The organism is Hymenobacter persicinus (assembly GCF_004167665.1).
In the GTDB taxonomy this organism is placed as follows: domain Bacteria; phylum Bacteroidota; class Bacteroidia; order Cytophagales; family Hymenobacteraceae; genus Hymenobacter; species Hymenobacter persicinus.
Map to the genome: position 1 here is coordinate 1 of NZ_SEWE01000058.1, position 21481 is coordinate 21481.

At 61.3% G+C, this 21481-nt stretch carries 18 protein-coding genes; 6 read left to right on the top strand and 12 right to left on the bottom strand.

What is annotated here, in order from left to right; all coding sequences use genetic code 11:
* Nucleotides 1–127: 127 nt before the first annotated feature.
* Nucleotides 128–1042, top strand: coding sequence for a hypothetical protein (locus EWM57_RS18760; protein WP_129922846.1), 915 nt, complete (start codon nt 128–130; stop codon nt 1040–1042).
* A gap of 86 nt (nt 1043–1128) precedes the next feature.
* On the opposite strand, the gene EWM57_RS18765 is transcribed toward EWM57_RS18760, so the two are convergent.
* The 9 genes from EWM57_RS18765 to EWM57_RS18805 form a co-directional block, all read right to left on the bottom strand.
* Entirely contained in the window at nt 1129–2073 is a 945-nt protein-coding gene (locus EWM57_RS18765) for an N-acetylornithine carbamoyltransferase (protein ID WP_129922847.1), read from the bottom strand.
* A 102-nt stretch (nt 2074–2175) separates the two neighbouring features.
* Entirely contained in the window at nt 2176–2499 is a 324-nt protein-coding gene (locus tag EWM57_RS18770; protein ID WP_129922848.1) for a hypothetical protein, read from the bottom strand.
* Between the two features lie 125 nt (nt 2500–2624).
* Nucleotides 2625–5855 (bottom strand): carbamoyl-phosphate synthase (glutamine-hydrolyzing) large subunit, encoded by a 3231-nt coding sequence (gene carB / locus EWM57_RS18775; protein ID WP_129922849.1) that lies wholly within the window; start codon nt 5853–5855, stop codon nt 2625–2627.
* A gap of 97 nt (nt 5856–5952) precedes the next feature.
* On the bottom strand, nt 5953–6321 hold the full coding sequence (locus tag EWM57_RS18780) for a hypothetical protein (protein ID WP_129922850.1): 369 nt from the start codon (nt 6319–6321) through the stop codon (nt 5953–5955).
* Between the two features lie 130 nt (nt 6322–6451).
* On the bottom strand, nt 6452–7537 hold the full coding sequence (gene carA, locus EWM57_RS18785) for a glutamine-hydrolyzing carbamoyl-phosphate synthase small subunit (protein ID WP_129922851.1): 1086 nt from the start codon (nt 7535–7537) through the stop codon (nt 6452–6454).
* 249 nt (nt 7538–7786) lie between these two features.
* Nucleotides 7787–8950 (bottom strand): aspartate aminotransferase family protein, encoded by a 1164-nt coding sequence (locus EWM57_RS18790; RefSeq protein WP_129922852.1) that lies wholly within the window; start codon nt 8948–8950, stop codon nt 7787–7789.
* Nucleotides 8950–9930, bottom strand: coding sequence for an N-acetyl-gamma-glutamyl-phosphate reductase (argC, locus tag EWM57_RS18795; protein ID WP_129922853.1), 981 nt, complete (start codon nt 9928–9930; stop codon nt 8950–8952). The genes EWM57_RS18790 and argC overlap by 1 nt, the downstream gene beginning before the upstream one ends.
* Nucleotides 9920–11110 (bottom strand): argininosuccinate synthase, encoded by a 1191-nt coding sequence (argG, locus tag EWM57_RS18800; RefSeq protein ID WP_129922854.1) that lies wholly within the window; start codon nt 11108–11110, stop codon nt 9920–9922. The genes argC and argG overlap by 11 nt, the downstream gene beginning before the upstream one ends.
* A 155-nt stretch (nt 11111–11265) precedes the next feature.
* A complete protein-coding gene (locus EWM57_RS18805; protein ID WP_129922855.1) occupies nt 11266–11841 on the bottom strand; it encodes a GNAT family N-acetyltransferase in 576 nt (191 codons plus the stop codon).
* A gap of 611 nt (nt 11842–12452) precedes the next feature.
* On the opposite strand from EWM57_RS18805, the gene argB reads away from it, so the two are divergent.
* A complete protein-coding gene (argB, locus tag EWM57_RS18810; protein WP_129922856.1) occupies nt 12453–13235 on the top strand; it encodes an acetylglutamate kinase in 783 nt (260 codons plus the stop codon).
* On the top strand, nt 13223–14290 hold the full coding sequence (locus EWM57_RS18815) for a M20 family metallo-hydrolase (protein WP_129922857.1): 1068 nt from the start codon (nt 13223–13225) through the stop codon (nt 14288–14290). The genes argB and EWM57_RS18815 overlap by 13 nt, the downstream gene beginning before the upstream one ends.
* An 8-nt stretch (nt 14291–14298) precedes the next feature.
* Here the strand turns inward: EWM57_RS18815 and EWM57_RS18820 are convergent, their stop codons facing one another.
* Complete coding sequence (locus tag EWM57_RS18820) at nt 14299–14763, bottom strand: VOC family protein (protein ID WP_129922858.1); 465 nt, start codon at nt 14761–14763, stop codon at nt 14299–14301.
* Between the two features lie 178 nt (nt 14764–14941).
* Between EWM57_RS18820 and argH the strand changes: the two genes are divergently transcribed.
* Nucleotides 14942–16243, top strand: a complete 1302-nt coding sequence (argH, locus tag EWM57_RS18825) for an argininosuccinate lyase (protein WP_129922859.1) — start codon at nt 14942–14944, stop codon at nt 16241–16243.
* Nucleotides 16244–16416: 173 nt separating this feature from the next.
* Here argH and EWM57_RS18830 read toward each other — a convergent pair whose 3' ends face one another.
* Together EWM57_RS18830 and EWM57_RS18835 are read right to left on the bottom strand one after the other, a co-directional pair.
* Nucleotides 16417–17688, bottom strand: a complete 1272-nt coding sequence (locus EWM57_RS18830) for a sensor histidine kinase (RefSeq protein WP_129922860.1) — start codon at nt 17686–17688, stop codon at nt 16417–16419.
* A 100-nt stretch (nt 17689–17788) separates the two neighbouring features.
* The gene (locus EWM57_RS18835) at nt 17789–19192 is read right to left on the bottom strand and encodes a urate hydroxylase PuuD (RefSeq protein ID WP_207218356.1); all 1404 of its coding nucleotides are present in this window, start codon (nt 19190–19192) and stop codon (nt 17789–17791) included.
* 217 nt (nt 19193–19409) lie between these two features.
* Between EWM57_RS18835 and allB the strand changes: the two genes are divergently transcribed.
* Nucleotides 19410–20744, top strand: coding sequence for an allantoinase AllB (allB, locus tag EWM57_RS18840; protein ID WP_129922861.1), 1335 nt, complete (start codon nt 19410–19412; stop codon nt 20742–20744).
* A gap of 4 nt (nt 20745–20748) precedes the next feature.
* Nucleotides 20749–21481: M20/M25/M40 family metallo-hydrolase (locus tag EWM57_RS18845; protein ID WP_129922862.1), on the top strand; the 733-nt coding region annotated here is incomplete at its 3' end.

Below are 21481 nucleotides of genomic sequence, written 5' to 3' on the forward strand. Positions count from 1 at the left end.
TCCGGGGAACTTTTTGTTTCGTAGGTGGCCCGCGCGCCTTCTTGAATGATGCCGGGGTATTTGGTTTTTCCCGGCCCGTTTGCCCGGCGCCGCCGCTTGCCCTCGTTCTCTACCTCACTCTACCTCCATGCAACAGTTTTACCGTTTCTCGCTTCTTCTCGCGGTGGCCACCTTAGCCACTGCCCCCACCGCCGGCGCCCAGAGCCTGGTCAGCGGCTTTATGTCGGGCAAAGGCAACGGCTCGGTCGTGGTCAGCGGCACCACCGAAAAATACCAGAAGGTATTCATTCCGGCCCGCAAAATCGATACTGTGCCCCTGTTCAGGCGGGTGCAGATTAACTCGCTGAATTTGTTCGGTACCTACGGCATCACCGACAAGATTGAAGTGGTCGTGAGCCTGCCCTACATTCATTCGGAAGGCCAAGCCGACTCCACCGTCATCGAAGACTACCGGGCCCGCAAACCCGGCAAGGATTACACCAACACCCGCAGCGGCCTGCAGGATGCTTCGGTTTACCTCAAGTTCAAGACCTACTCGCTGGAAGCCGGCGAGAATATTGTCGACCTGCTCGGAGCCATCGGCATCAGCACGCCCGCCAGCAACTACGAAAACAAGACCGGCGAGGAGTACATCATTGCCATCGGCAACCGGGCTACCAAGCTCACGGCCCTCGGCATTGCTCAGGTCAAAACGCCGTCCGGGGTGTTCTTTACCGGCCAGGCCGGCTACAGCCTGCGCTCCGGTTTGGTGCCCAACGCCTTCGTGGCCGAAACCAAGCTGGGCTACGCCGGCCGCAAGCTGTACGCCGATGCGTACGTGGCTTTCCAGGAGTCGAGCCGCTCGGGCACCGACATCGTGCAGGGCGGCTTCACCGACTTCTACTTCCCCGCTACCCGCGTCAACTACACTCGCCTCGGCATGAGCCTTTACCGGCCGGTAGCCAAGGGGCTGGGCATCGTGGCCGGGGCCAGCGTGTACGTGGCGGGCCGCAACCTGGGCCAGTCGAAGGCCTTCTCCGGCGGGTTGTCGTACAACTTCTAAGCCGGCGTTACCCCAAAAGTGCTGTATAAAAAAAGGAGCCCCGATGGTGTCGGGGCTCCTTTTTTTTACGCTGCTGGCGGCCAGGCTTAGCTTAGCAGCTCGTGCAGTACGGTTTGCATGGAGAAAACCCGGTTGCCAGCCTCGGGAATAATCAGCGCGTTGGGCGAATCGAGCACGGCGTCCGAGACTTCCACGTTGCGGCGGATGGGCAGGCAGTGCATGAGCTTGCCGTTGTTGGTAAGCTTCATGTGGTCGGTATCGACGAGCCAGCTTTGGTCGTGGCTCAGAATCTGGCCGTAGTCGTGGTAGCTGCTCCAGTTCTTGGCGTAAATGAAGTCGGCGCCCTCGAAGGCTTTTTTCTGGTCGTACTCGATGCGGGCGCCCTTGGTGAACTTCTCATCGAGCTCGTAGCCGCGGGGGTGGGTGATGACGAAGTCCACCCAGCTGATTTCCGAAAACCAGTCGGCGAAGGAGTTGGGCACGCACTGGGGCAGGGCGCGCACGTGCGGGGCCCAGGTCAGCACTACTTTCACCCGCTCGGTCTGCTTGTATTCGGCCACCGTAATCAGGTCGGCAAAGCTTTGCAGGGGGTGCAGCGTGGCGCTTTCCAGGCTGATGACGGGCACGGTGGCGTACTTCAGGATCTTGTTGAAGACTTCTTCGCTGTAGTCGGCCTCCCGGTCTTTGAGGGTGGGAAAGGTGCGCACGCCCAGCACGTCGCAGTACTGGCTCATCACGGCAATGGCGTCCTTGATATGCTCCTGGGTGGTGCCGTTCATCACCGCACCGTCGGCCATTTCCAAGGTCCAGGAGTCGGCACCGGCATTCAGCACCCAGGCCTGGGCCCCGAGGTTATAGGCCGCCTTGATGGAGCTGAGCCGGGTGCGCAGGCTGGGGTTGAAGAAAATCAGCCCGACGGTCTTGTTCTTGCCCACGTGCTGGTAGCCAAACGGGTCGGCCTTGATTTCGAGGGCTTTGTTGAGTAGGGCCTGGTAGTCGCCGGCATCGGCGAAGGAGGTGAAGTTTTTCATGGGGTGGTGTGGGGTCAGAGGGGATAATAGAACGTCATGCTGAGCGGAGCCGAAGCATCTCGCGTGCTGCTGTTGGCTGTACTACCCAGTGAAAATCTGCTTTTACATCAACAGCTTCGCAATACCCATCACTAAAATGATGGCCTGAATAACGACTGCAATGGCCAAAGAAACAGTTATCCACTTTTCAGTGTAGGCTTTGCTCTTGTAAGGAACTGCGGCTAACAAGGCCCCTAGCACAAAGCTGATAAGCTGAATACCGAAGAACAGCGTGGTGATAGCAGCCTGCCGCATCTCGGCGCTGTGTGCTTCTACGACCTGCCCCTCCAGCGTACGGCCGTTGCCCATTGTGAAGTGACTAACCAGGAAATTAAGCGCGGCTAGAACGATGACTGCAAAAAGCTGCTTTTTGTTGGTTGAATTCATACAGACAAAGCAAGGGTTTTTAAAACGTCATGCCCAACGTGAGCACGCGAGATGCTTCGGCTCCGCTTTGCTGCGCTCAGCATGACGTTCTTTTTTTCCTTCTGTCTATCGTTCTGCCGACCGGTTTACATTGCCTTGTACTCGTTCCAGCTCTTGATCTTCAGATCCTTCAGCTCCAGGGTGCAGAAGGCCTGGATAAACGCCTTCGCCAGCCGCGCATTCGTCAACAGGCCGATGCCCTGGTCGACGGCCGTGCGGCGGATTTTGTAGTCGTTGTCCAGCTCGCCCTTCGAGAGGTTCTTGGGAATGTTGATGACCAGGTCGATTTTCTTCTCCTTTATATACGTCAGCACGTTGGGCTCCTGCATCTCGTCGGGCCAGTAGAGCAGGCTCGACGGCACGCCGTTTTCGGCGAAGAAGCGGTGCGTACCCTGAGTAGCGTAGATCTTGTAGCCCTTACGCACCAGCAGCTCCGTAGCCGACAGCAGCGCCACCTTCGACTTGATGGGGCCGCCGGAAATCAGCACCGACTTCTGAGGAATCTTGTAGCCTACGCTCAGCATCGACTTCAGCAGGGCCTCCTCGGCCGTGTCGCCCAGGCAGCCTACTTCGCCGGTGCTCACCATGTCGACGCGCAGCACCGGGTCGGCGCCGGGCAGGCGGGTGAAGGAGAACTGCGGGGCCTTCACGCCCACGAAGGGCAAATCGTAGACTCGCTCGCTCTCGTCGCGCTCCACCTTCTTGCCCAGCAGCACCTGGGTCGCCTTTTCAATCAGGTTGCGGCCCGAAATCTTGGACACGAACGGGAAGGAGCGCGAGGCGCGGATGTTGCACTCGATGACCCGGATTTCTCCGTCCTTTTCCAGGAACTGGATGTTGAACGGCCCACTGATTTCGTAGCGCCGGGCAATCTTCTCGGCAATGATTTTCAGCTTGCGAATCGTGCCCACGTAGAGCTTCTGGGGCGGGTAGTACATCGTGGCATCCCCGGAGTGCACGCCGGCAAACTCCACGTGCTCGGAAATGGCGTACGACACGATTTCGCCCTTGTCGGCCACCGCGTCCAGCTCCACTTCCTTGGCTTCCTGAATGAACTCCGACACCACGACGGGGTATTCCGCGCTGACTTCCTTGGCCGCCTTGAGGAAGGCTTCCATCTCGAAGATGTTGGACACCACGTTCATGGCCGCGCCCGACAGCACGTACGAGGGCCGGATCAAGACCGGGAAGTTGACTTCCTGCACGAACTCGTACATGGCCTCCAGCGAGGTTAGCTCCTTCCAGCGGGGCTGGGCAATGCCCAGCTCGTCCATGATGCTGCTGAACTTGTGGCGGTTTTCGGCCTGATCAATCATGACCGCCGTGGTGCCCAGAATTGGCGCCTTTGCCTCTTCCAGGCGGGTGGCCAGGTTGTTGGGAATCTGCCCGCCGGTGCTCAGAATCACGCCTTCGGGCTGCTCGAAGTCCAGGATGTCCATCACCCGCTCGAAGCTCAGCTCCTCGAAGTAGAGCCGGTCCGACACGTCGTAGTCGGTGCTCACGGTTTCAGGGTTGTAGTTGATCAGGATGGTTTTGTAGCCTTCCTTGGCGGCCGTCTGCACGGCCTGCACCCCGCACCAGTCGAACTCCACCGAGGAGCCGATGCGGTACACGCCCGATCCCAGCACGGCAATCGACTTGTTGGTTTCGGGCGTCAGGTCGTTTTCGGTGCCGTGGTAGGTGCTGTAGAGGTAATTGGTCTTGGCCGGGAATTCGGCGGCCAGCGTGTCAATCTGCTTGATGACGGGCAGCACGCCCAGGGCCTTGCGGCGGGCCCGCACCAGCAGCTCGTCGGCTTTCACGTCGCCCTCACCCAGCAGCTGCACGGCAATCTGCTGATCCGAGAAGCCGGCCTTTTTCACCTCGCGCAGCAGGGTGGTTTCCAGTCCGGCCAGGCCGTTGGCGCGGCCCGCGGCCAGCTTTTGGCCCAACTCGAAGATGGTGAACAGGCGCTGCAAAAACCAGTGGTCAATCTTGGTCAGCGTGTGCACCTGCTCCAGCGAGTAGCCGGCCTCAAAGGCGAGGTTGATGGCGAAGATGCGCTCCTCGTTGGGCTCACTCAGCAGCTTGTCGATGGTGGCGTTGTCGACGGTTTCGGGCTTATTGGCCACGAAGCCGCGCTTGCCGGTGTCCAGCATCCGCAGGCCCTTCTGAATGGCTTCCTCAAACGACTTGCCGATGGCCATCACCTCGCCCACGCTCTTCATGGCCGAGCCAATCTGCCGGTTGACGCCCTCGAACTTGCCCAAGTCCCAGCGCGGCAGCTTTACCACCACGTAGTCGAGGGCCGGCTCAAAGAAGGCCGAGGTGGTCTGGGTCACGCTGTTTTTCAGCTCCGACAGCGAGTAGCCCAGGCTCAGCTTGGCGGCCACGAAGGCCAGCGGGTAGCCCGTAGCCTTGGAGGCCAGGGCCGAGGAGCGCGACAGGCGGGCATTCACCTCAATGACGCGGTAGTCCTCGGACTTGGGGTCGAGGGCGTACTGGATGTTGCACTCGCCCACGATGCCCAGATGGCGGATGGTCTTGATGCCGATGCTGCGCAGCTTGTGGTACTCACGGTTGCTCAACGTCTGCGACGGGGCCACCACAATGCTTTCCCCGGTGTGAATGCCGATGGGGTCAAAGTTCTCCATGTTGCAGACCGTGATGCAGTTATCGTACTGGTCGCGCACCACTTCGTACTCCACTTCCTTCCAGCCCTTCAAGGATTCTTCCACCAGAATCTGGTCAGAAGTCGTGAAGGCCTGCTGGGCCAGGGTCCGCAGCTCGGTCAGGTTGTTGGCAAAGCCGCTGCCCAGGCCGCCCAGGGCAAAGGCGGCCCGCACAATAATCGGAAAGCCGATTTTCTCCCCGGCCGCCAGCGCGTCGTCCATGGTCGTGACGGCCACGCTGCGGGCGGTGAGCACGCCAATCTGGTCGAGCTTGTCCTTGAAGATGTCCCGGTCCTCGGTATCGATGATGCTCTGCACCGGCGTGCCGAGTACCTGCACGTTGTACTTCTCAAACACGCCGGCGCGGTACAACGCCACGGCGCAGTTCAGGGCCGTCTGGCCGCCGAAGGCCACCAGAATGCCGTCGGGCTTTTCCTTTTTGATGACTTCCTCCACGAAAAAGGGCGTCACGGGCAGGAAGTACACGTCGTCGGCAATGTTGTCCGACGTCTGCACGGTGGCAATGTTGGGGTTGATGAGGATGGTGCGGATGCCTTCCTCCTTCAGGGCCTTGAGGGCCTGGGAACCGGAATAATCGAACTCCCCGGCCTCGCCGATTTTCAGCGCGCCGGAACCAAGGATGAGGACTTTGTTGGGTTTGTTCATTCGAAGAGTTGGTAACAGACCACAAATACGGTCGTGTTAAAAAGGCAATCAGACTAGGTTGATTCCAGTCGTTTACTCGGGTGGGCTGGCGGCGGTTTTACGGCGTGAAGAGCGTGTCGCTTTTCACTATCTGCCATTCGCCGGACGGCTTCCTAGCCATCCAGAGTTTGATGGTGGCGTCTGCGTTTTCGCCTTCCAGGAAAAACCGGAAGGCCAGGGAATCTTTGTTGGCGCTGAGTTTCTCCACCTTGAAGTTTTTGGCGGATATTCTGCCAGTTCGACGCGTTATGCGGGGCGAGACCCGGGCCGTGCTCATGGCCTTGGACACCAAAGACCCCGGCTCCCCCAGCACGGCTTTTATGATGGTCTGCTGGCCCATATTCTTGATGAAAATGAAGGCGGCAAAAGCCAGGGCACCCAGCAGCAAATATCCCCAGATCGGGAAACCTCGGTTTTTTTCTCCCATGAGAGCGGTAGGTCAGAACAGCGGAACAATGCCTGCAAGGAACCCTTTATTCGGCTATTCCGAAAAAACGACTCGGACCGTGGCCTGAAGCAGTGGCGGATGGGCACTCCCTATAGGTTGCCCGGTTGTTCTACTTCGCGGCCTTGTGCTCTTTCACCGCCTTCAGAAAATCATCAAACAGATACTCCGTGTCTTCGGGGCCGCCGGCAGCTTCGGGGTGAAACTGGGTGGAGAAGAACGGCTTGGTTTTGTGCTTGATGCCTTCGCAAGTGCCGTCGTTGAGGTTCTCAAACAGCATGGTCCAGTCGGCGGGCAGCGTGGCGGTATCCACGGCGAAGCCGTGGTTCTGGCTGGTGATGTAGCTGCGCTTGGTACCGGTGAGCAGCACGGGCTGGTTGTGGCTGCGGTGGCCGTACTTGAGCTTGAACGTGTCGCCGCCCGCGGCCAGGCCCATGAGCTGGGAGCCCAGGCAGATGCCGAAGATGGGCTTGTCCTGGCCCAGCGCCTTTTGCAGGTGCTCGATGGTGGCCGTGCACATCTTCGGGTCGCCGGGGCCGTTGCTCAAAAACAGGCCGTCGTAGTCGAGGGTGGTGAAGTCGTAGTCCCAGGGCACGCGGATCAGCTCCACGTCGCGCTCCAGGAAGCAGCGGATGATGTTGGTCTTGGTGCCGCAGTCCACGAGCACGATTTTGTGCTGGCCCGTGCCGTAGTGCTGCACGCCTTCGGGGCTCACCTGGGCCACGAGGTTGTCCAGGTTCGGGTCGTGGAAATCAATGTCTTTTTCGGCCACGATTTTGCCCAGCATGGCGCCTTTCTCGCGCAGCTTCTTGGTCAGCATCCGGGTATCGACGCCGAAAATACCGGGGATGTTGTACTCCTTGAGCCAGTCGCCGAGGCTTTTGGCGGCATTCCAGTGGCTGTGCTCCTCGGAGTAGTAATTCACGACGAGGCCGGCAATGTGAATCTTGTCCGACTCGAAAATCTTGGAAATCGACTCGTAGAGCTCCTCGCCGGGCACGCCGTAGTTGCCCACCATCGGGTAAGTCAGCACCAGAATCTGGCCGGCAAAGGACGGGTCGGTCAGATTTTCGGGGTAGCCGGTCATGGCCGTGCTGAACACGACTTCCCCGGCCGAGGAGGTGTAGGCCCCGAAGGAAGTGCCTTCGATTTCGGTGCCGTCTTCGAGGACGAGTTTTACTTGCTTTGCGTTATTCACCCTTTGTGTCGGTTTCGTTTGAGTAACAGGTTGGAGCGGCCTGAAATCCGTTCCAGAAAATCCAAAGCCGCTGGCAGTGGTTACAGACCAGGATAGATTTCATCTGCCGGTAAAGTGCTTCCGCATCCATCATTCCTGCGTGAGCATAGTAATCGACCTCCGAAATGGTAAGCCATTCGTTCGAATTTGGGATGCTCCCGTAGCTGAGGCGGTTCCCACATTTACACAGTAGTGCGGGCATGACGACTCTTAGTCGAGAGCCGAAGCTTGGGGAATTTCCTCCACCGATTTCGCCGTCAGCGCGTACAGGGCCTGTAAAAACCGGTCGACTTCAGTCTGGGTAATGTTCAGCGGGGGCAGCAGGCGCAGCACCGTCGGGTCGGAGGCGTTGCCCACGAAAATGTGGTGCTCACTCAGCAGCTGGTCGCGCACGTCCTTGATGGGAAAGTCGTACTTGATGCCGACCATCAGCCCCCGGCCGCGGATTTCCTGGGCTCCGGCGTGGGCTTCGAGTTCTTGGCGCAGGTAGTAGCCCATTTCGGCGGCGTGCGTGAGTAGGTTTTCTTCCTCAATGACTTCGAGCACCGCCAGGGCCGCGGCGCAGGCCAGGTGGTTGCCGCCGAACGTGGTACCCAGCAGGCCGTAGGAGGCTTTCAGCTCGGGCGCAATCAGGATGCCGCCGATGGGAAAGCCGTTGCCCATGCCCTTGGCCACCGAAATAACGTCGGGCCGGATGCCGGCGTGCTGGTGGGCGAAGAACTGGCCGCTGCGGCCGTAGCCGCTCTGCACCTCGTCGGCAATGAGCAGGGCGCCGTATTGCTTGGTCAGCGCGGCCAGGCCCCGCAGAAACTCATCCGAGGGCATGATGATGCCGCCCACGCCCTGAATCGGCTCGATGATAACGGCGCACACGTCGCCAGCCTGCAACACCTGCTCCACCGCCGCCAGGTCGTAATCGAGGAAGCTGATGGCGTGATTCGCGTTGAAGGGCGCGACAATCTTGGGGTTGTCGGTGGCAGCCACGGCGCCGGAGGTGCGGCCGTGGAAAGCGCCCTTGAACGCAATAACCCGGGTTTTGCCGGTGTGGAAGGAGGCCAGCTTCAGCGCATTCTCGTTAGCCTCGGCGCCGGAGTTGCACAGAAACAGCGAGTAGTCCGCGTAGCCCGACACCTGGCCCAGCTTCGCGGCCAGCTCCCGTTGAATCGGAATCTGCACCGAGTTGGAGTAGAAGCCGATGTTCTGCAGCTGCTCGGTCAGGCGCTGCACGTAGTGCCGATGGCTGTGGCCGATGGAAATCACGGCGTGGCCCCCGTAGAAATCCAGGTACTCCTGCCCCTTATCGTCCCAGAGCGTGGCGCCCAGGGCCTTGACGGGGGTGATATTGACGAGCGGATAAACGTTGAAAAGCTCCATTAGAAAAGCACCGATTTAAGGTTGAGGCCCGTCGTTTCGGGCAGGCCAAACAGCAGGTTCATGTTTTGCACGGCCTGGCCCGAGGCGCCCTTCACCAGGTTGTCGAGTACTGAGGTGATGAGCAGCTGCTTGCCCTGCTTCTGCACGTGCAGCAGGCACTTGTTGGTATTGACCACCTGCTTGAGGTGGATTTCCGCGTCCGACACCGTGGTAAACGGGGCGCCGGCGTAGAACTTCCGGTACAGCGCCCGGGCTTCGTCCTGGGTCAGGTCCGAAGGCGTGTAGACGCTGGCGAAGATGCCCCGGGCGAAGTTGCCGCGGTAGGGAATAAAGTGAATGTCTACGGCCAGCGGCGCCTGCAGCTGGGCCAGGCTCTCCCCGATTTCGCCCAGGTGCTGGTGGGTGAAGGGCTTGTAAATGGATACGTTATTCGTGCGCCACGAAAAGTGCACCGTTTCGGCCAGGCTCTGCCCCGCCCCCGTCGAGCCGGTGATGGCCGACACGTGCACGTCGTGCTGGAGCTGGCCGGCCTGGGCCAGCGGCAGCAACGCCAGCTGGATGGCGGTGGCAAAGCAGCCGGGGTTGGCAATGCTCTGGGCCTGCTCGATGCGGCCTTTGTTGAGCTCCGGCAGCCCGTACACGAACTCCCGGCCCGCAAACTCGGCGTCGGCGGCCAGGCGGAAGTCGTTGCTCAGGTCGATGACGTGGACCGTTTCGGGCAGGCTGTTTTTCTCCAGCCAGGCTTTCGAGTTGCCGTGGCCCAGACACAGAAACACCACGTCCTCGTCGCCGACCAGCTCGGAAGAAAAGCGCAGCTCCGTCTCCCCTACCAGATCGTCGTGCACCTGATAGACGGGGTTGCCCGCATTCGACGAGCTGACAATGCCGCCCAACTCCACAAACTCGTGGTGGAGCAGAATGCGCAGCAGCTCCCCGGCCGTGTAGCCCGCACCCCCGACAATTCCGGCCTTAATTTTCATCGTTGAAGGAAGAGTGAATGCGCAGCTGGTTGCTGAAAATCTTGATAAAGCCCTTGGCGTCGCGGCCGTCCCAGGCGTCGTTTTCCTCCCCGTAGGTGGCCACCTTAGAGCGCATCATGTCGAATTTCGACTCGATGCCCTGCAGCTCAAACTGGTAGGGCTTCAGGGTCACGAACACCTTGCCCGACACCCGCTCCTGCGAGGAGGTGAGGAAAGCCTCGAAGTCGCGCATCACCGGGTCCAGGTACTGGGCCTCGTGCAGCAGCGTGCCGTACCAGTTGGCCACGTAGTCCTTGTGCAGCAGCTGCCAGCGGCTCGACGTGTGCTTTTCCAGCAGGTGGTGGGCCTTGAGCAGAATCAGCGGGGCCGGAGCCTCGAAACCCACGCGGCCCTTGATGCCCAGAATCGTGTCGCCCACGTGGGTGTCGCGGCCAATGGCGTAGGCCCCGGCCTGGTCGTTGAGCGCCTGAATCAGGGCTACCGGATCCATCGTTTCGCCATTCAGCGCCACTGGCTCCCCTTTTTCGAAGGTGATTTCCACGCTGGTGGGCTTGGTGGCCGTCAGCTGGGTTGGGTAGGCCGACTCGGGCAGGGCTTGATGGGAAGTGAGCGTTTCGACGCCGCCCACGCTGGTGCCCCAAATACCCTTGTTAATTGAGTACTTGGCCTTTTCCCAGCTCATTTCGAAGCCGTGCTTATTCAGGAAGTCGATTTCGGCCTGGCGGCTGAGCTTCAAATCCCGAATCGGGGTGATGATTTCGGTGTTGGGCGAAATCACCGAGAAAGCCACGTCGAAGCGAACCTGGTCGTTGCCGGCGCCGGTGCTGCCGTGGGCAATGTAGTCGGCCTGGTGCTCCCGGGCGTACTCGGCCAGGGCCAGGCTCTGGAACATCCGCTCCGCGCTGACGCTCAGCGGGTAAGTGTCGTTCTTGAGCACGTTGCCGAAAATCAGGTAGCGCAGGCAGTCCGTATAGAAGCGCTGGGTGACGTCGATGACCTCGTGCTTGGTCGAGCCCAGCTCGTAGGCCCGCTTCTCGATGGCGGCCAGTTCCTCGTCGGAAAAGCCGCCGGAGTTGACGATAACCGTATGCACTTCCAGACCCAGCTCCCGGGTCAGATACACCACGCAGAACGAGGTATCCAACCCGCCGCTGTACGCTAATACTACCTTCTTTTTCATGAGTTGTTGAATGGTTTCAGAACCTATTCCTGGGCTTTAGAACGTCATTCCGAGCTGGCCGAGGAACCTCGCGGGCTGACGGTTGATTGGCAATCCAACATCAGCAGGAGAGATGCTTCGCTGAGGCTCAGCATGACGTTGTTTTTGATCTTTCTCTACTCCTGGCTCAGGATTTCAATGCTTTCCTGGGCAATCTTGCCGTATTGGTCGTCGAGCTTGTCGTAGACCATGCCGGTGCACAGGCACATCTTGCGCTGGTTTTCCTGCAGAATCGGGTAGTTCTTGCAGCCCATGCAGCCCTTCCAGAAGTCGTCGGACTGGGTCAGGTCGGGGAAAGCCACGGGGCGGTAGCCCAGCTCGGAGTTGATTTTCATCACGGCCCCGCTGGTGGTGATACCGAAGATTTTGGCCTGCGGGTACTTCGTCCGGGACAGCTCAAACACCCGGTGCTTGATGGCCCGGCCCAGCCCTTCCTTGCGCAGCTCGGTATTCACGATCAGGCCGGAGTTGACGACAAACTTGTTGTCTTCGAAGGTTTCGATGTAGCAGAAGCCGGCCAGCACGTCGTCGACGAAGGCAATAATAGCATCGCCCCGTTCCATCTTCTTTTTCAGATAGTTAGGGTCGCGCTTGGCAATGCCAACGCCGCGGGAGCGGGCAGATTCCTCGTACCACTGACAAAGGGTTTCCACGTACTGCGCATCGGCAGCCGTAGCGACTCGTAATAGCATGGTCAAAGCTCGGTTGGTCACCGCTGTATACGGCAACAGACTCGGAAAGACGAAAAGGGAGGAGCTAGAAACGTCGCGCAGGGACGAGTCTGGGCAACACTCGGAACAAGATCCGGTGGGTGGGAAAACAGCCCGGAAGCGGGCGGGAGCAGGCAAACGCTGCGGGCGGAACAGTGCGGCGCGGGGGCCGGCAAACGTCACACGGGGAAATTACACTCGGACCAGGTCAGTTAGTCGTAAAAGTTCTCTTCAGGTGGGGTCGAATACTTGCGGACCCCGCGCCGGTTCAAAAAAGCAGCCGGCGAATTATTGCAGCCAGCACCTAAGCTGGCATTATTCGCACGACCAGCGTAGGTCGTCGCAGAAGCGCAATAGAGGAGAGACGAATCATGACGGGTGCCGCGGGGCGGCGAAGGGAGTGTTTCGCGCTTTAAATCGTTTAAACCGCTAAATCGTTGCAAAACTAGAGGTTTTTTTTTTGGAAACTTTGCCGCTCCGGCCCGAAAAAAACCCCGCAACTTTGCCCCCGGGCGCCGCTGGCCGCGGCCGACGAATTCGTAAAATCCGGCGTATCTGGCCTCTGCGCCCCACCTTTCCCTTTTTCTTCCGGTATGAGCGAAGTCCTAAAAATTTTCAAAATCGGCGGCGGCATCATCGACGACCTAGCCCAGTTGAGCGAGTTCCTGACCGAGCTGGCCCGGGTGCCCGGCCCCAAGGTGCTCGTGCACGGCGGCGGCAAGGGCGCCAGCCAGATGCTCCAGGACTTGGGCATCGAGCCCCGCATGGTGCAGGGCCGCCGCATCACCGACGCGGCCACGCTCGACATCGTGACCATGTTTTACGCCGGCAAGACCAATAAGCAGGTGGTGGCCCTGCTCCAGCAGCGGGGCGTGAATGCCCTGGGCCTAAGTGGGGCCGACGGCAACGTCATCCGCGCCGCTAAGCGCCCGGTCAAGGACATCGACTACGGCTTTGTGGGCGACCTGGACGCGCGGAGCGTGAATGCCGCCCTGCTGGTCCAGTTGCTCGGTGCCGGCCTCACGCCCGTGCTCTGCGCCATCACCCACGACGGGCAGGGCCAGCTGCTCAATACCAACGCCGACACCATTGCCAGCTCGGTGGCCGTGGCCCTGGCCCACAGCTACGAAGTCGAGCTGCATTTCTGCTTTGAAAAGAACGGTGTGCTCACCGATGTCAACGACGACAGCTCGGTGATTCCGCGCATCACGCCCGGGCTTTACCAGGAGCTCAAGGCCAGCGGGGCCATTGCCGCCGGCATGGTGCCCAAGCTCGACAACGCCTTTGCTGCCCTCGAGGCCGGCGTGGAAAAAGTGGTGATTGAAAACGCGCTGCGCATCAACGACCCCGTAAAAACTGTGCTATGCCGGAGCTAGAGCCGCTGACCACCGACGCCATTACGCTGCTCACCGAGCTGATTCAGACCCCGTCGTTTTCGCGGGAGGAAGACCAGACCGCGGAGCTGATTTTCCGCTTCCTAGCCTTCCACGGCGCCCACCCCCAGCGCGACAAAAACAACGTCTGGGCCCTGTCCCGGCACTTCGACGCGAGTAAGCCCACTATTCTGCTCAACTCCCACCACGACACGGTGAAGCCCGGCGCCAGCTGGAGCTACGACCCGTTTGGGGCCGCGGTGGAAGGCGACCAGCTGACGGGCCTGGGCAGCAACGACGCGGGGGCTTCGGCCGTGAGCTTGCTGGCTACGTTTCTGCACCTGCACGCGCGCCCGGATTTGCCCTTCAACCTGATCTGCGCCATTACGGCCGAAGAAGAAGTGTCGGGCGCCGACGGGATTCGTCGCCTGCTCCCGCTGCTGCCCGAAATTGCGCTGGGCATCGTGGGCGAGCCGACCCAGATGCAGCTGGCGGTGGCCGAGAAAGGACTCGTGGTGCTCGACTGCGTGGCCCATGGCCGCACCGGGCACGCCGCCCGCGACGAGGGCGAGAATGCCCTGTACAAGGCCGTGGTAGACATTGAGTGGATACGGCAGTTCCGTTTCCCGGAAGTGTCGCCGCTGCTCGGGCCGGTGAAGATGACCGTGACGCAAATCAGCGCGGGCAGCCAGCACAACGTGGTGCCGGACCGCTGCCAGTTCGTGGTCGACGTGCGCACCAACGAGCTGTACTCCAACGCCGAAGTTGTGGAGCTGGTGCGGGCCCACGTGCAGAGCGAGGTCACGCCTCGCTCCACTCACCTGAATTCCTCGCGCATCGCGCCCGAGCACCCACTGGTGCGCCGGGCCGTGGCTCTAGGGCTCGAAACCTTCGGCTCGGCTACGCTCTCGGACCAAAGCATGATGCCCTTTGCCACCGTCAAGATCGGGCCCGGCGACTCGGCCCGCTCCCACACCCCGGACGAGTTTATCTTGCTCAGCGAAATCCGGGCGGGCATCCGCGGTTACGTGGCCCTGCTTGACGGGCTGACGCTGTAAACCTTCAGCTACACGGCTTCGAGCACGTTGAGGTCAATCTTGCGCATCTGCATCAGGGCCGCCGCCACCCGCCCAGCTTTTTCCCGGTCGGGGCTGCTCATCAGCCGGGGCAGCGCCGTGGGCACCACCTGCCAGGACACGCCAAACTTGTCGGTGAGCCAGCCGCACTGCCCCTCCTCGCCTCCGTCGGCCGTCAGCGTGGCCCAGACTTTATCCACCTCCGCCTGGCTTTCGCAGTTGACGCACAGCGAGATGCCGGCCGAAAAGCCGAAGTGCGGGCCGCCGTTCATGGCAATGTAGGGCTGGCCGCTGAGTTCGAACTGCACCACCATGGCGCTGCCCGCGGGCCGGGGCGTACCCGCCGGATACGGCGTGATGCTGGTAATCTGGGAGCCGGGAAACAGGCTCGTGTAGAGCCGGGCGGCTTCCTCGGCCTGGCTGTCGAAGGTCAGGAAAGTGGTAATTTTCTGCATGGCGCGGGGCGTGATAAGTGAAAAAGTAAATATACCTGAGCGGCCGGCCGGCGGCACAGGCGAAAAACGACAAAAACCGGGCGGATTCCGACACTACCTTTGCGGCTGCGTACAAGCTCCCGCACGCTGCACCACCTGTACACCCGAAGCCCCGCGGCTTCGCTAGAGACGTAACAACATGAAAATCTGGGATAAGGGCATTGCCGTTGACCAAAAAATCGAGCAGTTCACCGTCGGTAAGGACCGGGAGCTGGATATGTACCTGGCCCAGTTCGACGTGCAGGCTTCCCGGGCCCAGGCCAACATGCTGGCTTCGGCGGGCCTGATTTCGGACGCCGAAAACGACCAGCTCCAGCAGGGCCTCACGGAGCTGGCCGCCCAGATCGAAGCCGGCACGTTCACCATCGACGAGAGCTTCGAGGACGTGCACTCCAAAATCGAGGCCTACCTGACCGAGAAGTTCGGCGACGCGGGCAAGAAAATCCACACCGCCCGCTCCCGCAACGACCAAGTGCTGACCGCCATTCAGCTGTTTCTGAAGGACTACACCAAGCGGGCGGCGGTTAAAATGCTGGAGCTAAGCCAAGTGCTGCTGCAGAAAGCGCAGGCGCACCAAGCCGACCTGATGCCGGGCTACACCCACTTTCAGGCGGCCATGCCCAGCTCGTTCGGGCTGTGGTTTTCGGCCTACGCCGAGCACCTGCTACTGGACATGGCCTTGTTTGAGGCGGCCCACACCGTGGCCGACCAGAATCCGCTGGGCTCGGGCGCAGGCTTCGGCTCCTCCTTCCCCATCGATAGGCAGATGACAACCCGGGAAATGGGCTTTGGCAGCCTGGCCGTGAGCAGCGTGGGCGCCCAGATGCTGCGGGGCAAGACCGAGAAAACCGTGGCCTTTGCCCTGGCCGGGGCCGCCGGCACCCTAGGCAAGCTAGCCTACGACCTGGTGATGTACAACTCCCAGGATATGGCCTTCGTGGAGCTGCCCAAGGAGTTTACCACCGGCTCGAGCATCATGCCCCACAAGAAAAACCCCGACGTGTTCGAGCTGATCCGGGCCCGCTGCAACACCCTGCAGGCCTTGCCCAACACGCTGATTCTGGCCACTAGCAACCTGCCCAGCGGCTACCACCGCGACTTTCAGATCCTGAAGGAGCTGCTGTTCGAGCCCCTGACCCAGTTTCTCGACATTCTGGACATGCTGCTCTTTGCCCTGCCCCAGCTTAAGATCAAGCCCGACCTGCTCAACCAAGCCAAATACGACGCGGTGTTTTCGGTGGAGAACATCAACCAGCTCATTCAGACCGGCACGCCCTTCCGCACGGCCTACGTGCAGGTGGGTCAGGCCGTGGAAGACGGCTCCTATGTGCCCCACCGCGAGTTTCACACCACCCACCTGGGCAGCGTGCACAACCTCGGGCTGGCCGAAATCGAAGCCAAGATTGCGCGGCTACGCGCCTCGAGCCAAGTGCTGAAATAAGGCAAGCAGCAGGCCCCAGCATCGCGCCACCCGTGGTCGGCGTCGTCAACCTCGCGGCCAGCCGACATTGCGCAGCGCCCAATACCGGTGGCTACCCCCAAGGCCCTTTCCCGCTTGCGTGGGAAAGGGCCTTGCTCATTTTGGGGACTGGCGGCCGCCAAAGGGCACCGGCCCTACTGGGGGCCGGCGGGCGCAGGGCCAGTCGGCAAAGCAACCGAAAAGAGCGTACCCTTGCCGAGCTGACTCTGGACCGTGACGGTACCGCCCGCGTTTTCGGCAATGCGCTTGACCATGTACAAGCCAAGGCCGGAGCCTTCGACGTGACTGTGCAGGCGCTGAAACATGGCGAAGATCTGCGCTTCGCGCTGAGCGTTCAGTTCGATGCCGAGCCCATTGTCTTGCACGTCCAGCACCACAAACCCTTCCTTGGCGCGGGCGTGCACCTGAACCCGCAGGGGGCGGCCGGGTTGGTGGTACTTCAGAGCGTTGCCAAGCAGGTTGGCCACCACCGAGCGCAGGTTCTTGGCCGAGATGAGCAACGGCGGACAGTGGTTCACGTCCACTTCCACGGTCCCACCGATTTTTGCCAGCTGCGGCGCCAGGTCCAGGCACACGTCGTCGATGACCCGGGCCAGATCGACGGCTTCGGTAGCCGGCTCAGACTCCCGTTGCAGCTTGTTCACGTCCGCTAGGTGCTCGATAGTGCGCTTGAAGCGGTTCACCGAGTCGTGCATCAGCGTCAGAATGTGCCCCGTTTCTCCGGCCATCAAGGGCGCGGGCAGCTGGTGGTGGAGCAGATCGAGCAGGCCCTCAATGTTGGTGATGGGAGCCTTCAGATCGTGGGAGGCGATGTAGATGAAGTTGTCGAGGTCAGTGTTGGTGCGGCTGAGCTTCTGGTTGGTGAGGCCCAAGGCTTCGTTGATCAGCTTCAACTGCTCGGTGCGCTCCTGTACCCGGGATTCCAGCTCCTGATTGAGCTGTTCCATTTGCTGGCGGCCTTTCTTTTCGGCGGCCTGCGACTCCCGCAGCGCTATTTCCACCGCGGTGCGGGGCTGGTCGGCGGTATCGGTGAAACTGACCAGTAAGCAGTTGCCGGAGCGGCGGGCGGCCAGGCAGTAGTAGTTGTCGTAGCCGTCGGCCTGGTAGTTGATGTCGTAGCGGCGGGGCTCCCCGGTCACGAAGGCATCCACGTGAAACGCAAACGTGCCGTGCTCGATGCTGTGCGGCCACTGCTGGTTATGGGTGAGCGTGGGCCGCTCCGGCATGCTCATCATCCGCTGCGCCACCGGGTTGAGGTACTCGAAGGTGAAATCGGTGATGGTGCCGGCCGCGTCGTACATCGGCGTGTAGACGATGATGCCGGTGAGCGAGACGGCCAGCAGGTCGTTGAGCAACGCTTCGGGCGGTGCAAACAGCGTGAGCGAAGCAGCCGGAGGAATGGACATAGGGGAGCCAAGTAAAGCCAGGGAACCCGCGGACAGCACCCCGACAGGCCCGGCTAAGGTACGAATTGCGCCGGGCTAGCGGCCGGGTGCACCGGGCAGGCTACTTATTCGGGGCGCCCTGCTCGATCCAGCAGCGGATCAGGTCCCGCTCCTCCTGGGTCATGTTGGTTTTGTTGTTCTGGGGCATGGTCTTGGTCACGACCACGCGCTGCATGATCTTGTCCTTGAGGCGGATAATATCCTCGGGGGTGTCGTATTTGACGCCGTTGGGGGCCACCTTAAACACCTCGTCGGTGGGGTTGGAAGAGTGGCAGCGCACGCAGCGGTTCTGCACGATGCCCTGCACCTGGGCGATGCTCACGGGGGCGCAGGCGGCGGCCCCGGCCGTCTCGTTCTTGGGCGCCGTGACAAACGCCACCGCCAGCAGAAACAGGGCCGAAGCGGGCAGTACCAGGGCCGTAGCCTGCTTTTTCTCGCGCAGGTTCATCCAGTGCTTCACGCCCGCCGTGCCGACAGTGATGGCAATCAGTACGGCCCAGGGGTAGGCGTTGCCGAAGGTGCTGGGGAAGTGGTTGCTGACCATCACAAACAGCACCGGTAGGGTGAAGTAGTTGTTGTGCAACGACCGGTTCAGGGCATTTTTGGCCAGCTGCGGATTCAGCGGCAACCCCTCGGTGGCGGCCTTCACCATGGCCTTCTGGGCCGGAATGATGACGAAGAACACGTTGGCCACCATCAGCGTGCCGAGCATGGCCCCGAAGTGGATGTAGGCCGCCCGGGCGCTGAACACGTGGCAGTAGAAAAACGCAAACCCCGTCAGCACCAAAGCGCCCACGACCATAAACCACCGCATCTTGGTCACGAGTGGGGTTTTGCACAGCCCGTCGTACACGAGCCAGGCCGCCACAAACGAGCCGATGCCCAGGGCCACGCCGGCCAGCGGGCTCAGCTCCAGCACCTTGGGGTCGATGAGCATGGAGCCGGCGTTGAAGTAGTACACCACGAACAGCAGGCTGAAGCCCGAGAGCCAGGTGAAGTAAGCTTCGTACTTAAACCAGTGCAGGTCGCGGGGAATCTGGGCGGGGGCCAGCTTGTACTTTTCGAGGTAGTAGAAGCCCCCGCCGTGCACGGCCCAGAGGTTGCCGGCCAGCTCCTCGCGCACGTTGTGGGTGCGGTTCAGCGCATTTTCCAGGAACACAAAGTAGAACGAGGCGCCAATCCAGGCAATGCCGAAGGTGATGTGCATCAGGCGCACCACGATGTTCATCCATTCCATCAAATGGCCCTCGTAGGCCGTGCCCCGCACGAACAGGTAAGTCACGGCCAGCAGGTAGCCCACGGCCAGCAGGATCAGGGCGTAGGAAAAACCTTGCATTGTAAGGCCGCTTTCTCCTAGCTTGCCGCCCCCCTCCCGGGTTTTGGCCACGCGCTGCAGGGCGTAAATCACGCCGAGCAGGAACAGGAACACCAGAAAAGCGGCACCGAAAGTAAGCAGTCGAATCATGCGGGGCAGGAGCAAAAGCAGGGCGCCAAACGGCGCCGGTGGACGGAAGGATACGAGTGGGTTTGCCGCAAAATATCCACCTTACCGCCGGAACGACGCGCTGCGCTGCGGCGCAGGACTGCCTTCCACTTTGCCCGGCCAGCCCGCGGCAACGAGCTTCCGTTGAGGAAAAAACCCGGGACGGGGCCCCGAATCAGCCCCCAATTTACAGAGAAAAATGTCAGACCTCGCCATAAAAAGTCAGCGCGTTGTAACCCCCGACGGCCTGCGCCCCGCCCTGGTGCTCATCGAAAACGGTAAAATCACCGAACTGCGCGACGTGGAGGCGGAAGTGGATTGTACCGTTATCGACGTGGGCAGCCGCGCCCTGCTGCCGGGCGTCATTGACCCGCACGTGCACATCAACGAGCCGGGCCGCACCGACTGGGAAGGCTTCAACACGGCCACCCGCGCCGCCCTGGCCGGGGGCCTGACCACGCTTGTGGACATGCCGCTGAACTCCAGCCCGGTGACGACCTCGGTGGCCAACTTCGAGCAGAAACTAGCCGCTACCCAGGGCCAGCTGCACACCAACGTGGGCTTCTGGGGCGGCATCGTGCCCGGCAACGCGGCCGAGGTGGAAGGACTGATTCAGCGGGGCGTGCTGGGCTTCAAGGCCTTTCTGACCCACTCCGGCATCGACGACTTCCCCAACGCCACCGAGGCCGATTTGCGCCAGGCAATGCCCATCCTGGCCCGGCACGGCCTGCCCCTGTTGGTGCACTGCGAGCTGACCACCGACGACGCGGAATGGAAGCAGCACGATAAGCAGTCCTACCAAAATTACTTGGCCTCCCGGCCCAAAGAATGGGAAGACGAGGCCGTGGCGCTGATGATCCGGCTCTGCGCCGAAACCCGCTGCCCCGTGCACATCGTGCACTTGTCGTCGGCCAACTCCATTGCCCCCATTGCTGCGGCCAAGGCTCAGGGGCTGCCGCTGACGGTGGAAACCGGCCAGCACTACCTGTTTTTCAACGCCGAGGACATTCCCGACGGGCAAACCCGGTTTAAGTGCGCCCCGCCGATTCGGGAAAAGGAAAACAACGACCAGCTCTGGGCGGCCCTGCAAACCGGCATTATCGACTTCGTGGCCACCGACCACTCCCCCGCCCCGCCCGAACTCAAGCAGATTGAAACCGGCGACTTTACCACCGCCTGGGGCGGCATTGCCTCCCTGCAGCTGGCCCTGCCCGTACTCTGGACCGCCGCTCAGCAGCGCGGGGCCACGCTCAACGACCTAGCGAAATGGCTGAGCGAAAACCCGGCGAAGCTGGCCGGGCAGGCTCACCGCAAGGGCCGCATTGCCCCCGGCTACGACGCCGACCTGCTGGTGCTGGACCCGGAAAACAGTTTTCAAGTCACTGAAGCTCTGATTCAGCACAAACACAAAGTGTCGCCTTATCTTGGGCTCGAATTGCGGGGCGTAGTGGAGCAGACCTTCCTCCACGGCGAGCTGGTGTACCAGCGCCCCGAATTCGTCCAACTCAATCAAGGCCAACTTTTAACCCGCTAACTGGGTGGAAAACTTTATTGCCCGCGCCGAAAAAACTCTGGCGCGCATTCACGAATTAGCCGCCATCAGCGAGGACGCCGACGGCGTCACGCGCACGTTCGGCACGCCGGCTTTTCTGCGCGGCAGCGCCCTGGTCCAAAGCTGGTTTGAGCAAGCCGGCCTGCGCACCCGCCTCGACAGCATCGGCAACGTGCGCGGCCGGCTGGTGAGCCAGCATCCCGGGGCCAAAACCTTCGTCATTGCCTCCCACATCGATACGGTGGTCAACGCCGGGCGCTTCGACGGGCCGCTGGGCGTGCTGCTGGGCCTGGACTTGCTCGAAAGCCTACGGGCGCGCAATGTGGAGCTGCCGTTTCACGTCGAGCTGATTGCCTTCAGCGACGAGGAAGGCGTGCGGTTTCATACCACCTACCTGGGCAGCAAAGTCGTGGCCGGCTCCTTCGACCAGAGCCTGCTGACCAAAACCGACGCGGCCGGCATTTCCCTCACCGACGCCATCCACACCATGGGCGGCAACGCGGCCACCCTTGCCGCCGACGCCATTCCTGCCGACCAGTGGCTAGGCTATTTCGAAGCGCACATCGAGCAGGGTCCGGTGCTCTGGGAGCGGAACATTCCCGTGGCCCTCGTCACGGCCATTGCCGGGCAGCGCCGCGTTGAGCTGACCTTTAAGGGCATGGCCGGGCACGCCGGCACGGTGCCCATGCACATGCGCCAGGATGCGCTGGCCGGCACCG